General features: G+C 47.5%; 16 protein-coding genes and 1 tRNA gene. 3 read left to right on the forward strand and 14 right to left on the reverse strand.

The features are described 5' to 3' along the window. Nucleotides 1–42 precede the first annotated feature (42 nt). From prkA to queG, 7 genes are all read right to left on the reverse strand, one after another. Nucleotides 43–1,938: a serine/threonine protein kinase PrkA gene (gene prkA, locus ACXN9U_RS09995; protein ID WP_016938434.1), complete on the reverse strand. Its 1,896-nt coding sequence runs from the start codon at nucleotides 1,936–1,938 to the stop codon at nucleotides 43–45. 360 nt (nucleotides 1,939–2,298) lie between these two features. Beyond that, the gene (locus ACXN9U_RS10000; protein WP_489201582.1) at nucleotides 2,299–3,009 is read right to left on the reverse strand and encodes a hypothetical protein; all 711 of its coding nucleotides are present in this window, start codon (nucleotides 3,007–3,009) and stop codon (nucleotides 2,299–2,301) included. An 11-nt stretch (nucleotides 3,010–3,020) separates the two neighbouring features. Continuing rightward, nucleotides 3,021–3,734 (reverse strand): polymer-forming cytoskeletal protein, encoded by a 714-nt coding sequence (locus ACXN9U_RS10005; protein WP_489201583.1) that lies wholly within the window; start codon nucleotides 3,732–3,734, stop codon nucleotides 3,021–3,023. Further along, nucleotides 3,725–4,357: a YhbD family protein gene (locus ACXN9U_RS10010; RefSeq protein WP_060963225.1), complete on the reverse strand. Its 633-nt coding sequence runs from the start codon at nucleotides 4,355–4,357 to the stop codon at nucleotides 3,725–3,727. The genes ACXN9U_RS10005 and ACXN9U_RS10010 overlap by 10 nt, the downstream gene beginning before the upstream one ends. 128 nt (nucleotides 4,358–4,485) lie before the next feature. Beyond that, a complete protein-coding gene (gene trmL / locus ACXN9U_RS10015) occupies nucleotides 4,486–4,968 on the reverse strand; it encodes a tRNA (uridine(34)/cytosine(34)/5-carboxymethylaminomethyluridine(34)-2'-O)-methyltransferase TrmL (protein WP_489201584.1) in 483 nt (160 codons plus the stop codon). A 36-nt stretch (nucleotides 4,969–5,004) separates the two neighbouring features. Further along, nucleotides 5,005–5,916 (reverse strand): amidase domain-containing protein, encoded by a 912-nt coding sequence (locus tag ACXN9U_RS10020; protein ID WP_489201585.1) that lies wholly within the window; start codon nucleotides 5,914–5,916, stop codon nucleotides 5,005–5,007. Nucleotides 5,917–5,992: 76 nt separating this feature from the next. Beyond that, nucleotides 5,993–7,153, reverse strand: coding sequence for a tRNA epoxyqueuosine(34) reductase QueG (queG, locus tag ACXN9U_RS10025; protein ID WP_489201586.1), 1,161 nt, complete (start codon nucleotides 7,151–7,153; stop codon nucleotides 5,993–5,995). Between the two features lie 84 nt (nucleotides 7,154–7,237). Here queG and ACXN9U_RS10030 point away from each other — a divergent pair, with 84 nt between their 5' ends. Next, on the forward strand, nucleotides 7,238–7,861 hold the full coding sequence (locus tag ACXN9U_RS10030) for a hypothetical protein (protein WP_489201587.1): 624 nt from the start codon (nucleotides 7,238–7,240) through the stop codon (nucleotides 7,859–7,861). A 90-nt stretch (nucleotides 7,862–7,951) separates the two neighbouring features. Here the strand turns inward: ACXN9U_RS10030 and ACXN9U_RS10035 are convergent. Then, a tRNA-Gly gene (locus ACXN9U_RS10035) sits at nucleotides 7,952–8,025 on the reverse strand. A 190-nt stretch (nucleotides 8,026–8,215) separates the two neighbouring features. Between ACXN9U_RS10035 and ACXN9U_RS10040 the strand changes: the two genes are divergently transcribed. Then, complete coding sequence (locus ACXN9U_RS10040) at nucleotides 8,216–8,419, forward strand: helix-turn-helix transcriptional regulator (protein WP_003155407.1); 204 nt, start codon at nucleotides 8,216–8,218, stop codon at nucleotides 8,417–8,419. Further along, a complete protein-coding gene (locus tag ACXN9U_RS10045; protein ID WP_060963229.1) occupies nucleotides 8,416–8,883 on the forward strand; it encodes a hypothetical protein in 468 nt (155 codons plus the stop codon). The genes ACXN9U_RS10040 and ACXN9U_RS10045 overlap by 4 nt, the downstream gene beginning before the upstream one ends. A gap of 20 nt (nucleotides 8,884–8,903) precedes the next feature. Here the strand turns inward: ACXN9U_RS10045 and rpsN are convergent, their stop codons facing one another. The 6 genes from rpsN to ACXN9U_RS10075 form a co-directional block, all read right to left on the reverse strand. Continuing rightward, nucleotides 8,904–9,173: a 30S ribosomal protein S14 gene (gene rpsN, locus ACXN9U_RS10050; protein ID WP_014417259.1), complete on the reverse strand. Its 270-nt coding sequence runs from the start codon at nucleotides 9,171–9,173 to the stop codon at nucleotides 8,904–8,906. A gap of 96 nt (nucleotides 9,174–9,269) precedes the next feature. Further along, the gene (locus ACXN9U_RS10055; RefSeq protein WP_235588402.1) at nucleotides 9,270–9,788 is read right to left on the reverse strand and encodes a sulfur oxidation protein; all 519 of its coding nucleotides are present in this window, start codon (nucleotides 9,786–9,788) and stop codon (nucleotides 9,270–9,272) included. Between the two features lie 130 nt (nucleotides 9,789–9,918). Further along, entirely contained in the window at nucleotides 9,919–11,055 is a 1,137-nt protein-coding gene (gene ssuD / locus ACXN9U_RS10060; RefSeq protein ID WP_060963230.1) for an FMNH2-dependent alkanesulfonate monooxygenase, read from the reverse strand. 25 nt (nucleotides 11,056–11,080) lie between these two features. After that, nucleotides 11,081–11,917 (reverse strand): ABC transporter permease, encoded by an 837-nt coding sequence (locus ACXN9U_RS10065; RefSeq protein ID WP_101605567.1) that lies wholly within the window; start codon nucleotides 11,915–11,917, stop codon nucleotides 11,081–11,083. Further along, nucleotides 11,914–12,903: an aliphatic sulfonate ABC transporter substrate-binding protein gene (locus tag ACXN9U_RS10070; RefSeq protein ID WP_060963232.1), complete on the reverse strand. Its 990-nt coding sequence runs from the start codon at nucleotides 12,901–12,903 to the stop codon at nucleotides 11,914–11,916. Before ACXN9U_RS10070 ends, ACXN9U_RS10065 begins: the two co-directional genes overlap by 4 nt. 15 nt (nucleotides 12,904–12,918) lie before the next feature. Further along, the gene (locus ACXN9U_RS10075) at nucleotides 12,919–13,686 is read right to left on the reverse strand and encodes an ABC transporter ATP-binding protein (RefSeq protein ID WP_060963233.1); all 768 of its coding nucleotides are present in this window, start codon (nucleotides 13,684–13,686) and stop codon (nucleotides 12,919–12,921) included. Nucleotides 13,687–13,810 lie beyond the last annotated feature (124 nt).

Here is a 13,810-nt window from a genome sequence, read left to right on the forward strand (position 1 = left end):
AGAACCCGTCCTTGTACGGACGGGCCTTTCATCAATCAAGCATCAGCGGTTGAGCAGGCTTCCGACATACTTCAGCAGTTCATTTGCGCTTGTCGAATTATAACCGTGTTCATCTATTAACCGCGCCACTACCTCATTAACCTTTTTAAGCTGCTGCTCATCCGGCGTTTTGGTTGAGGTCGTAATTTTCACTACATCTTTTAAGTCTGCGAAAAGCTTTTTCTGAATCGCTTCGCGGAGTCTTTCGTGTGAGTTATAGTCGAAGCGTTTTCCTTTTCTTGCATAAGCGGATATGCGGATTAAAATTTCTTCGCGGAATGCTTTTTTGGCGTTTTCCGAAATGCCGATCTGCTCTTCAATGGATCTCATCAGCTTTTCGTCAGGGTTCATTTCTTCTCCTGTCAGCGGATCGCGGAGCTTATTTTTGTTGCAGTACGCTTCCACATTATCTAAATAATTATCCATGAGTGTTTTCGCGGATTCTTCATATGAATAAACAAACGCCTTCTGCACCTCTTTTTTGGCGATGTCATCGTACTCTTTCCTGGCGGCGGAAATAAAATTCATATACCGCTCTTTGTCCTCAGCGGAAATGGACGGATGCTGATCGAGTCCTTCCTTTAAGGAACGCAGCACGTCAAGCGAATTGATGGATTCCATATTTTTTCTGATAATCGTTGAGGAAATACGGTTGATGACATAACGCGGGTCAATTCCGCTCATTCCTTCATCATGGAATTCCTTCTTCATATCCTCCAGATCAACGGAATTGTAACCTTCAACGCTTTCTCCGTCATAGAGCCTCATTTTTTTAACGAGATCAATATCAGACCGGTTCGGTTCCTTCAGCCGGGTCAAAATAGAAAACATCGCGGCCACTTTTAATGTATGGGGGGCGATGTGAACGTCAGAAACATCACTTTCCGAAATCATTTTTTCATAAATCCGTTCTTCCTCGGACACCTTTAAATTATAAGGAACAGGCATCACGATGATTCTGGAGTGAAGGGCTTCATTTTTTTTATTGGCGATAAACGAGCGGTACTCCGTTTCGTTCGTATGCGCAACAATCAATTCGTCGGCTGAGATGAGCGCAAACCGTCCGGCTTTAAAATTCCCTTCCTGTGTGAGTGACAGAAGGTGCCAGAGAAATTTTTCATCGCATTTCAGCATTTCCTGAAACTCCATCATTCCGCGGTTCGCTTTATTTAATTCACCGTCAAACCGATAAGCGCGCGGATCTGATTCCGAGCCGTATTCGGCAATCGTTGAAAAATCAATGCTTCCCGTCAAATCGGCGATATCCTGTGATTTCGGATCAGACGGGCTGAAGGTTCCGATTCCGGTACGCTTATCCTCCGAGAAGAAAATGCGTTCAACCTTTACATCCTCAATTCTGCCGCCGTATTCTTCTTCAAGCCGCATGACATTAAGCGGAGACAGGCTTCCCTCGATTCTGATCCCGTATTCTCTGTAGAAGTCTTCGCGCAGATGATGGGGAATGAGATGGAGAGGATCTTCATGCATCGGGCAGCCTTTGATGGCGTAAACTGCCCCGTTGTCTGTCAACGAGTAGGCTTCAAGCCCTTTTTTCAGCATGGTGACAAGGGTTGATTTCCCGCCGCTGACAGGCCCCATTAATAGTAAGATCCGTTTTCTTACATCGAGCCGTTTGGCAGCCGGGTGAAAGTATTCCTCCACGAGCCGTTCCAGAGATTCTTCAAGGCCGAACAGTTCCCGCGAGAAAAAACTGTATGTCTTTTTCCCGTCATCCTCCTCGATTCCGCTGTCTTTTATCATATTAAAAACGCGAGAATGAGCAGACTGCGCGACCAATGGATTTTCTTTTATGATCTCCAAATAATCAGCGAACGTCCCTTCCCATTTGAGACGCTGCTCTTCCTCTCTGTACTTTTCAATTTTCTTTAATATATCCATAAGAACCTCCTCTATCATGGTTAATGCACTAGAAATAAGGTACTTTGTTACAATCTATGCGGTGACGTGATAATACATGCTTTTCGTTTCTTAAAAATAAAGGCGGCTCAAGGGCGGTCATTGACAAGGGTCTGGTGCACCGTTCATAATGAAAGAAATACAGTTTCATCCAGACTCGGACATCAAATGGAAAAGCAAAGAGGAGGAGAAATGATGAAAACGATCATCTTACTGGGGGTCATTCTCACTTTTTTAGTATCCATTTTTACGGCGGGTTACGACAGCAAACCTGAAAACGAATAACGGCAAAAAGGGTGCTCCTTATGAAGAGCACCCTTTCCTGTACAACATAACAATGTTTCACATTTGAATGTGTTCTTGGACAGTTGATTTTTCATGGGCTTTGCAGCTTGTTTGATACTCGATTTTTCCGATTTTGCAGCCCGGGCCGATTTCCACACGCTTTCCTCTGACGATGTCCGCTTCCGTGTATTCGAGGTAAATCGTATCTCCCTCGATCAATTCAGCCGAAAGCATGCCGGCTTTCCGTTTCAGAAAACCGGGTTTCCGCCTGACTGTGATCGATGTACCGCCGATTTCCTTCACGTTGCTTCGGTCATAACGCAAATGGATATTGACGTCTCCCGCGTTTAACAATCCCGCCACATTGATACAGCCTGTTACATGAAGCTGCTCTGTCTCGCAATCGCCGCCGACGGTGAGGCTTCCTTTAATATGACACTGCTCTCCCGCGGCCCCGCCGGAAATGTCGGCAAGTCCTTTCAGCCTCATCGTGGTAAAACGCATGGAGCCGCCGATTTTCAGCGTGCCGATCACATTTGCGGAACGTGCCGATAAATCTCCATCAGTTTCATGTTCCCCGAAAATTTTCAGCCGATTAATTTCGGCATCTCCGAGAAAACGCCCCGTACCGAATATCCGGCAGCGCTCGCTTTGAAGTCCTTCGCCGACAATGCCTTCTCCTTTAATGCTTACATTCTGGTAGGAGCCCCCGGCGGCGTGTCCGGCTCCGTACATTTTTAAATGACTCAATTTTTTTGTTGTGTCCACTGAAGCTCCTCCTATATTTTTACGGCTTTGTTTACTAAAGCTGAAGGATCACATGTAAAATCTCCGCTGTATTCCACCGTCTCAATGATACAGCCTGCGCCGATCTGCACAGAATTTCCGCGGACTGTCTTCGCATGCGTGTCCGCCAATTCAATGATGTCACCTTCAATCAGCTCTGCGGTCAGCACCGGAGCCGGCATCAGCTTAAACCGCGCAAGCACGCTTTTTCTGCTCATCACCTTTAAATGACGGCAGCCGATTTCTTTCACACGGCTCTCGCCCGCCGCCAGCTTCATATTGACGTCATCGGCGTTCAGCAGGCCGCCGATTTTGCATTTGCCTTCCGAACGGAACGTCTCTGTCTCGCAATCCCCTTCAATCCCGGCTTTCCCGGATATGAAAATATCATCAGCTTTTACACCGCCGCCGAAAGATGAAAATCCCGCGACGTTCAGCCGCTTCGTTTTGACATCACCTTTAATGACACCCGTTCCGTTGATTCGGATGGATTCGGCTTCGGCACTGCCGGAAATTTTCCCCGAACCGCTGATCGTCAGCGTTTGCGTTTTGACATTTCCGTCTGTTTTACCGCTGCCGTTAAACAAAAGGCTCGTGCACTCTACGTCACCTGACACCGTGCCGCTTCCGTTGATCTCCACCGTATGAAAACGGCCTCCTTTTGAACTTCCTGAACCGTTAATGACTAATTTATCTGTTACATCCATTGATGGTCCTCCTGCATCCATTTTGTTTTTAATTCTTCTGATGCCGCAGCAAGCGCCACTCGTTCAGCCACTTTGACAGACGGTTCAAACAGAATATGTTCCGCGTCAGCGATGAAGCACGTCGTTACGCCGAGTTTTCGGAGCATGACGAGCTCTGTATTTGCTTTCAGCTCAGAAGCCTCATACGTTTTCAGCACCTCTGCCGCCATTTTTCCTTCTTCAAGACTGATATTGCCCGACTGCAAAAGCCTTTCAAGCACATATAAAGACAGCAGCGCCCGGGACGTGAATGTCACGCCGTCTTCTCCGTAAACTTGCAGCGCGGCCTTTGAAATCAACCCTTTTTGAAGCAGCTCCGCAGACGATATATCGACATCAGCCATTTGCGGAGACAGCATTTCCCTCATTTCATCCAGAGACAGATTTTCTTTCATTTTCTGTATTTTTGAGATGCGTTTTAAGATTTCCGCTCTCGGAAAAAATGTTTCCTGGCCTGTAAACGTTGATTTTCGGATAAACCACTCCTCAGGAATTAAATTTTTCCGCTTCCAGCGATACAGCTGTCCGTATGAGATTGATGTTTCTTCAAGCAATTCTTTTTTAGAAATCAGTTGTTCCTCCATAAATCCAGCTCCTTCGATGAACACATTGTAACATAACACTGTTACGTTTGTTAAGCCTATACATATAACATTGTATGAATCCCCGCTGCATTCAATAAAAAAACCGCCCGAATCCGGGCGGTTTTTTCTCATGTCAAATCTCTGTAATTTTGCTGGCGCAGCGCTTCATATACAAGAATCGCGGCAGTGTTGGACAGGTTTAATGATCTCACATGCTCGGTCATCGGAAGACGCAGGCAGCGGTCCATATTGTTTTCGATCAATTCTTTCGGAAGTCCGCTCGTTTCTCTGCCGAATACGAAGAAAAAGTCTTCTTCCGTATTTGAGTAGTCAAACGATGTATGCGGCTTTTGCCCGAATTTTGTAATGAAGAAAAACTTTCCGTTCTCATATGCCTCAAATAATTCATCCAATGAATCATGATAAACGACGTTGACGAACTCCCAATAATCGAGTCCGGCGCGCTTCAGCATTTTCTCATCGGTTGAGAATCCGAGCGGGCGGATCAAATGAAGCGTTGTGTCTGTTGCCGCACAAGTACGTGCGATATTTCCCGTATTGGCCGGGATTTCGGGTTGATATAAAACGACATGTAATGCCACGATGTTCACCTCTGTTTTTTATTCCGCCCACCATTATATCATTAATTACTCTTTTGTCGTATCATCCGTAATATGAAAAAACGCATATCTGATGGAAGGAGTATATGCCGTTGAATCCTCATATGACCAATATCTCATTCTGCTGTCATATGTTTGGGCATTGACGAGCGGCATATTGCTTTTATCTTTTGCGACCACGATCGTCGTATGGTTAAAACGGCCGTCACCTTCAAAATCATAGCAAATCACATCTCCAGGCATAAGCTCCTCTGCGCTTGACACCTGCACCGCGCGAAGCCCGGCCTTGGATTGGGCCAGATACATCTTCATGGAATGCGCGACCGTCCAGCTGTAGCTCCATGAGCTTTCCTTCATCCACCAGCCTGCGCCTCTGTTCGGATGCCCCCGCATCGGCGCTTTTCCGGCATGTAAACATTGGGAAATAAAATTTGTGCAGTTGTCGCTGAAATTTTTATAAGCAGGATTTCGTTTATTCCAAAACTTTTCCGCGTACTGAACGGCAGCCAGACGGTCGTATTGAAATGCCCGCCCGAAATCTTCCCGTTCACTCCGCTCATATTCGATCACGCTGTTTCCGTCAGAAAATCCGGCCGGTTTTTTCTTTATTTCCCGATCTTTAATCAGCAGCTGGTCATAGAGAAAAGCATTCCGTTCCTCAACCTGCTCTTCTAAATAAAGATGCCCGTCCTGCTCCTTGCACAAATATTCGAAATGAATGGTGTACATGACGCATAACGTGCCGTCATCCTCAAGACTGCTTTTGACAATGACGGCTTTCGCTTTCGCTTTAACGATGTCAACTTTCCGTTTTTCAAACAGCTCTTTTTTTCTCGTCAGGACCTCAAGATCGCCGGCCTGCCCATTGTGCCTCATCTCGGTTCCGTTGACTAAATAATGAAGCCGGGCCTCCGCTAAGTCTTCAATAATATGCTTCAAGCGCTCCACCCACCATACTGTTTTATAAAGAAAAAACACCTGAACTCACGCCAAGTGCTTTTTCTCTATACATATGTCAGGACGGGCCGGTTTTAGTCTTATCAGAAACCGAAAGCAGCTCCAGCCCCTTTTCTATTTCCTGTATGGCTTCCTCATCCTGCTCCTTGTGAAGCGCTTTTTCTAATTCCTTCGCATATTCCGGATCACCGATTTTTCCGATGGCCCAGGCGGCCGTTCCCCTGATGACGGGGCGCGGGTCTTGGTGCATCAAAGCCGTTAATTCGGGAAGAGAAGAAGCATCTTTGAAATGAGCCAATGCTAAAATGGCATTTCGCTGAATCGGTTTCTTGCCGCGCCACGAACCGGATACATGTCCGAATTTTTCTTTAAATTCCCGGTTGCTTATAGTCAGAAGCGGCTTTAACAGCGGCTTGGCGATTTCCGGGTCGGGCTCCATCTGCGGATGAAGATGAAAATCTTTCCCCTTATTAATCGGGCAGACCGTCTGGCACGTGTCGCAGCCGTACAGGCGGTTTCCGATTTTCGTGCGGAATTCATCCGGCAAAAACCCCTTTGTCTGGGTCAGGAATGAAATACAGCGCTGGGCATTAAGCTGTCCGGGATTAACGAGCGCGCCGGTCGGGCACGCGTCTAAACATTTTGTGCACGATCCGCACATATCTTCAATCGGCACATCCGGTTCAAAGGGCAGATTGGTGATCATTTCAGCCAGATAGACGTAAGAACCGTATTCAGGTGTGGTGATCATGCAGTTTTTGGCGCTGAAACCGATTCCCGCCCGTTCCGCCACGGCCCTGTCGGACAATTCTCCCGTATCCACCATTGACTTCGTGCGGATATCCTCATGTTTGCTTTGGAGAAATTTCTCCAGCAGATCAAGCTTTTCGCGCAGCACGTCATGATAATCCTTCCCCCAGGAAGCTCTGCAAAAAATGCCGCGACGGCCGTCCCTCGTGCTCCTCGGCGCATCTTTCATTTTGGAAGGATAGGCAAGGGCGATGGCGACGATCGATTTGGCTTTCGGCAGAAGCAAAGACGGAGTGACCCGTTTTTCAATATCCGGCTCTTCAAACCCGGATAAATAGCCGAGTGATTCCTGAAGAATCAGCCGGTCCCGCAGACTGTCGAACGTATCAGCCGTCGTAAACCCGATTTTGTCGACTCCGATGCTTTTGGCGTATTCGATTAATTCTTCTTTCAGTTTATGAATATTCATTTTTTGCACAGCCTCCTTTCTTTGTGATCAGGCTCCCGCACGGGTATAATAGAGTTTTATCATCCCGAAATGGAGTGAACACAGTTGAACATCAGTTTAGATCCTCTTATTGCTGAACGGGTGCCGGGGATCAAAGCGGCAGCCGTATTATATGAACAGATTGAAGTCGGGCCTGCCCCGCAAATGCTGAAAGGCCGCCTCCGTTTATTTCAAGAATCGCTTTACTTTGATTATGCTGACGGCGGTATAGATGAACAGCCTTTTGTGAAAGAATGGGCGCGTATGATGGAACAGCTCAGTCCCGCCTTTTCAGGACAAAAAACGCCGATGGAGCTTATGCTCGGCGATATTTCCCGGGAGCGCTTCATCGAAAGTGTGAATTCAGCCCATGATACCATACTTTTTTTCTCCTTGAAATATTCATTGCCCATCATGGCGTATGACGCCGCAAAGATGGATGAACCGATTTCAATCACAATCGGAGAAAAAGAACACGTACTGGCTTTCTCCGACTCTGGCGGCATTTTCGGCGGCCTTACCGGACAAATCAACACCCGCCCTGTAACAGCCGGGACAAAGGACATGCTGCAGCTGATCTTTTTTCCGCCTTCAATTCATGTCGACGCGGCAGATGAGCTGTTAACATCCTTAACCAAAATGTTTGAACAAATTCACGGAGGCACACATACCGTCTCTTGGCTTTCATAAAAAGACACGCCTTCCGTGTCTTTTTTCACATAAAAAAACGCAATACTTCGTTTATCAGAGAAACGAAACACTGCGTTAATAACGTATGTATGGAGCGGGTGATGAGAATCGAACTCACGACATCAGCTTGGAAGGCTGAGGTTTTACCACTAAACTACACCCGCATCAAAATGCTTTTTTGTCAGCACCGATTTGATGTTTCTAATATTACATGCATATTTTTTTTTCGTCAAGGGAATGTTAAAAAATTTGTCGAAAAAAATTCTTCTTTTGTCCACATGTTAAGTCAGGTTTACATTTTGTTAAGAATACCATACAATATAAGAAAGAAGAAAACTTGAGGTACGCCTGATGATGAAAAATAAAGTAAAAGAGCTGAGAGCCAGATTCGGCTATTCTCAGGAAACGCTCGGAAAAGAAGCCGGAGCCACCAGACAGACGATTGCGGCGATTGAAAAAGGAGATTATGTGCCATCACTCTTATTGGCGCTTAATATCTGCCGGGCTTTCTCCCTGCCGATGGAGGAAGTATTCTGGCTGGAGGAGGAGAAAAAATGAGTTTAAAAAGAAAAGCGTGTTTTCACCTTGCACTCTACGGATTGGCCTGCTGGACGCTTATTTCCATTATGGAAGCAGTGCCGCGTATCGCACAGTTTTTCCAGACGGAGGGGAACGATTCATTTGAGCTGAACATCACGCCGTTTCTGCTGTTTACCGTTTGTGCCGTATTATATATCTACACTGAAAAGAAAAAACGGAACGGCAAAAAGCACAGGCTTGTGCCCGATGAATTTGAGGAACAGGATGAAAGAGAACGGATGATGACGGCTAAAGCCTGCCGTTCCTCGTATATTGCCGTTTACTTCTCATTGCCGGCCGCAGCCGTTCTGCTTTTGTTTTATCCGCTGATTCAGCCGCATCTTCCCTTTTTTCCGATTCTTTTGATTTTCATTCTGATGATGATTCAGCATTTGGCTTATGTTTTCACATTTCATAAGCACGGCAAAAACTCCGGTTCATGACAGATCCGGAGTTTTTTATGTTACCAGCTCGCTTTTTTCACTCCGGGAACCCGGCCTTTATGGGCCAGCTCCCTGAACGCGATTCTGGACAGTTTAAATTTTCTCATATATCCGCGGGGCCGTCCCGTCACCGTACAGCGGTTATGAAGTCTGGCCGGAGCAGAATCACGCGGCAGTTTGCTCAGCGCTTCCCAGTCTCCTTTTGCCTTTAATTCTCTTCTGATGTCCGCATATTGTTCAACAAGCTTCTGCCGCTTGAGCTCTTTGATCACTTTTGATTTTTTAGCCATTCCAGCACTCCTTTTAAATCGTAATAATTACGTTTTATATCGTATCATCCGTATGTTTATAAAGCAAGCTTCCGGCATAAAGAAAACGGGCCCCCGCTAAGCCCGCTTATTCAGCTTCACATAATAGAGTAATACGTCAGAATGGCTGATCAGCATCTTTTTATCTCGTGACATATGGACATGCTTTCCTGAATTTTTCACACTCGCACCGATCAAAACTGGTTTTCCATAAGTCACTGACTCGGCAGAGGAGATAAACACGGATGATGCTCTGTCATCTCCCTGATTCCGGGTAAAAACAGCGTCTGCAGAGACTTTCCCGCCGTCATCGACGATACCGAAACGAACTTTGTCTTTTTCCTTTTTCCCTTTGTCTTCTCGGTCCGTGTAAAAGATGAATTGCAATTCTTCTGGTTTAGTTGCATCGCCGCTGTAATCTGATTCAAGCGGCCCTGCTTTATCCGTCAGTTTTCCGTTTTGATAATGCTCAATATACATCTGTGCGGCCGCCAAGTCTTTTGTGACCCCGGTCACTGCTGCCGCTCCGCTTTCTGACGAGGCAATTTCCATTCTGTATTTCTCTGTCTTTGATAAATCAGCTTCTTTTATCTGCATGCCGCTGGAATGTCCGCATGCCGTGAATCCAGCCAGCAGACAGCAAGCTGCCGCCCATTTGAATACCTTCAGAAAAAACACCTCTTTTTGATGATTGTATCATTATCAGAAAAAAGAGGCATTTGTTTATTCAGACTGTCGCTTTGTTCCCTCTTGCAAAATGGTCGTTGCCCATTGCTTCGCCCAGTCTGCGCTCAAGCTTTTTCGTCCGCTCGTTTTGAAACGGCAGAAGCGGAAACACGAGTTCAGCCAGATAATAAGCTTCTTCAAGATGCGGGTAGCCTGAAAAGATAAACGACTCAATGCCGAGTGCCCGGTACTCTAAAATTCGATCGGCGACGGTCTGGGGATCACCAACAAGCGCCGTGCCCGCTCCGCCTCTGACCAGCCCGATGCCGGCCCAGAGATTCGGGCTGATCTCAAGCTTCGTCCGGTCGCCGTTATGAAGATCGGCCATCCGTTTTTGTCCTGAAGAATCAGCGCGCCGGAGTGCAGCCTGCGCTTTCGCAATCGTCTCTTCGTCTAAATGGCTGATTAATCGTTCTGCCGCTTTCCATGCCTCTTCCTCAGTCTCCCGGACAATCACGTGAAGCCTGATGCCAAAGCGCATTGTCCTTCCTTCTTGGGCAGCCTGTTTTTTGACGGTTTCAATCTTTTCTTTTACCTGCTCCGGCGGCTCCCCCCATGTTAAATACACATCTGTATGTTTCGCCGCGGCCTCAATTCCCGCCTGTGATGAACCGCCGAAATATAATGGCGGATGCGGAGCCTGTTTTGGCGGAAACAGCAGATTGCTGTTTTCCACTTTGATATGGTCCCCTTCATATGTCACCGTTTCTCCCCGCATGAGTCCGCGCCATACGGTCAAAAATTCTTCAGTCGCCTTATAGCGCTCATCGTGGCTGATAAACATCCCGTCTCCCGCCAGCTCATAAGGATCTCCGCCCGCTACGACATTTACGAGCAGACGGCCGTCTGACAGCCGATCCATTGTCGATGCCATTCTCGCGGCGACAGATGGCTGCATCAGTCCCGGACGGACCGCCACTAAAAATTTTAAATCTTTCGTTTCACCCGCTAAAGCCGCAGCCGTCAGCCATGGGTCTTCACATGATCTCCCCGTCGGCAGCAGAACTCCCGTATACCCGAGTCTGTCTGCCGCCTGTGCCACTTGCTTAAAATAAAGATGATCGGCGGTTCTTCCTCCCGTTTGCGTCCCTAGAAACCGTCCGTCTCCATGCGTCGGAATAAACCAAAGAATCTCCATATGAATCTCTCCTTTTTTAAATAGGCTACCCTTCATAACTGTTCCGCCATTTTAATAGTTTCCGTTCGAGCATTCTGACCAATGCATCCGTCAGCTTGCCGACAGCCGCAAAAATGATAATGCCGACAAACACCTTATTTGTCTGTGAAAATTGTCTCGCATCCATAATCATATAGCCGACGCCCGCGCTCGATCCCATCAGTTCCGCCACCACAAGGCCGAGCCACGCAATACCGAGAGAGAGCCGGATGCCGAGCAGGATACTCGGCAGAGACGCCGGAAGAATCAATTTCGCCATCTGCTGATACCAGTTAAATTCCAGCACCCGGGCGACATCAAACAGCTTTGCGTCCACGCTGCGGATTCCGAGAAACGTATTAATGTATACAGGGAAAAAAGCCCCCAATGCGATCAGCAGAATTTTTGATGTCTCATCAAATCCGAACCACAAAATAAACAGCGGGGTCACCGCTAAGTGCGGAACCGTCCTGAGCATTTGCAGAGACGGATCGAGATACGCTTCCGTCCGTTTTGAGAACCCGACCAGCAGCCCGAAAACAAGCCCGAGGCCCGCACCAAGCAGAAATCCGGCGGCCGCCCGATATAAGCTAATCTCTAAATGGCCCCAAAGCTCGCCTGACAGAAGAAGTTCCTGAAAAGTCTGTAAAATGACGACGGGTGACGGGAGCACCGTTGCCGAGACGATGCCCAGACTTGCGATAAACTGCCATACCGCGATAACCGCAGCCGGGAGTACAAACCCTTTCATCCATTGGTATGAATACCGCCGGGACTTTGCCGCAGCTTTCTTTTCTGATTGGCTCAATGTGCCGGGAGCCGTTGATGCTTCTGCTTTCATTATTTACCGCCCTCCGTTTCAAGCGCCTTTTTGATAAATGAATTGTCGACAACGTCTTTTACATTGATTTTCTTATGAATCGCTTTTGTTTGATATTGAAAATCAGCGGTTTTCTGCTGGACTTTGACAATATCATCATTAATCGGTTGATTAAGAGGCTCTGTATTGTTGAGCACGTTTCTGACGACTGAGGGATCAAGATTTTTGATTTTCGCATATAAAGAGACAGCTTCCTCTTTGTGTTCCTTTTGCCATGTGACTGCTTTATTGAACACTTTCAGAAAACGGACGACCTCATCCGGGTGCTCCTTGGAAAATCCGGTCCTGACTAACGTAAAACCCGGAGAATATAAATCCGTGCTCTCTCCGTTCGCTAATATTTCCGCCCCGTGCTGCAGCGTTTCAATCGACAAATACGGCTCCCAAATCGACCATGCATCAACAGATTTGTTTTCAAAAGCGGAAACCGCCTCATCAGGCTGAAGCTGAATGATGGTGACGTCATCGGCGGAAAGTCCGGCTTTATCCAAAGCTTTATAAAGAAAATCAAAGCCGCTGCTGCCTTTGGCTACGGCGATTTTTTTCCCTTTCAACTCTTTCAGACTCTTAATTCCGCTGCCCTTGTTTACGAGAATGCCGTTTGCCTTTAACCCGTCTTGGGACAGCCCGATCTCTTTAAAATCAATTCCTGCCGCCTGACCGGAAATGACCGGTGAATTGCCGACCTGGGAAAAATCAAGCTTATCGGCGGCAAGACCTTCAAATTGCGGGGGACCGCTTTGGAATTCGACCCATTTTACCTTTATTCCGTCTTTTTTGAAGGCTTCTTCAAACCAGCCTTTTTCCTTGGCAATGAGAAGCGGGCTTAAACTCTGCTGGATGCCGATCCGGATTTCTTTCACCGTTTTCCCGCTCCCTCCTGCTCCGTCGGCACTGCATCCGGCTAACATCATGACTGCTGCGGCTAAAAGAATGATGGTTTTTTTCACTTTGCTTCGTCCTTTCTATATCCCTGATCCATCCGCAAACCGGAGATCTTCCGTTTTCTCAAACTCAGCAAGCACCTTCTGCCGGACGGCCTGAAAATCAGCTGACGTCCGATTGCGCGGATGCGGAAGCTGAATCGGCACCAGACTGTGCAGCCGGCCGGGCTTTGCCCTGAGAATTGCCAGCTTATCGCCTAAATAGACAGATTCGTCAATATCATGCGTAACCAGAATCATCGTTGTTTTTTTCTCGCGCCATATATCAAGCAGCACATCCTGCAAGTGTTTTCTCGTAAAAGCGTCAAGCGCTCCGAACGGTTCATCCAAAAGCAGCACCTCGGGCTCACGCAACAGGGCTCTGGCGATGGCGACCCGCTGCGACATGCCGCCGGATAATTCGCGCGGATAAGCGTCCTCTGCTCCCTGCAGCCTGACAACCTCAATCAGATCATCCACTTTTTGACGAACGGCCGGGTCGTTTATATTGAGATCGGCAGCGATGTTTTGTTTCACCGTCAGCCAGGGAAACAGCCGGTGCTCCTGAAAGATAAATCCCTGCCGGATGCCCGGTCCCGACACATGGCGGCCGTTTATTGCGACAGAGCCTTTATAATCGGTATCAAGCCCGGCAATCAATTTTAAAAGCGTGCTTTTTCCGCAGCCGCTCGGCCCGATGACAGTCAAAAATTCTCCTGATGCAATTGACAGTTCAATATCATTCAGCACCGCTGTTTTCCGTCCTTCATGCTCAAACGCTTTTTCTTGTATGCTGATGGTTACAGCCATCTGTCTTTTCCCCTCTCTTTTTGCCGCATGCGATCGAAAAACAAAAAGGCCCCCATCTCCGTTGCTTGTAGAGATGAGAGCCTTCGGCGGTCCGATCAGCTGCCCGTTTGTTTTTAAATTTGAA

Source organism: Bacillus sp. BACIII, from assembly GCF_057836745.1.

What these genes read in the sequence shown, in the direction of transcription:
- prkA (WP_016938434.1), bottom strand. Translation starts at nt 1,938, where the DNA reads ATGGATATATTAAAGAAAATTGAAAAGTACAGAGAGGAAGAGCAGCGT.
- ACXN9U_RS10005 (WP_489201583.1), bottom strand. Translation starts at nt 3,734, where the DNA reads ATGGATGTAACAGATAAATTAGTCATTAACGGTTCAGGAAGTTCAAAA.
- ACXN9U_RS10010 (WP_060963225.1), bottom strand. Translation starts at nt 4,357, where the DNA reads ATGGAGGAACAACTGATTTCTAAAAAAGAATTGCTTGAAGAAACATCA.
- queG (WP_489201586.1), bottom strand. Translation starts at nt 7,153, where the DNA reads ATGAATATTCATAAACTGAAAGAAGAATTAATCGAATACGCCAAAAGC.
- ACXN9U_RS10040 (WP_003155407.1), top strand. Translation starts at nt 8,216, where the DNA reads ATGAAAAATAAAGTAAAAGAGCTGAGAGCCAGATTCGGCTATTCTCAG.
- ACXN9U_RS10045 (WP_060963229.1), top strand. Translation starts at nt 8,416, where the DNA reads ATGAGTTTAAAAAGAAAAGCGTGTTTTCACCTTGCACTCTACGGATTG.
- rpsN (WP_014417259.1), bottom strand. Translation starts at nt 9,173, where the DNA reads ATGGCTAAAAAATCAAAAGTGATCAAAGAGCTCAAGCGGCAGAAGCTT.
- ACXN9U_RS10055 (WP_235588402.1), bottom strand. Translation starts at nt 9,788, where the DNA reads ATGCAGATAAAAGAAGCTGATTTATCAAAGACAGAGAAATACAGAATG.
- ssuD (WP_060963230.1), bottom strand. Translation starts at nt 11,055, where the DNA reads ATGGAGATTCTTTGGTTTATTCCGACGCATGGAGACGGACGGTTTCTA.
- ACXN9U_RS10075 (WP_060963233.1), bottom strand. Translation starts at nt 13,686, where the DNA reads ATGGCTGTAACCATCAGCATACAAGAAAAAGCGTTTGAGCATGAAGGA.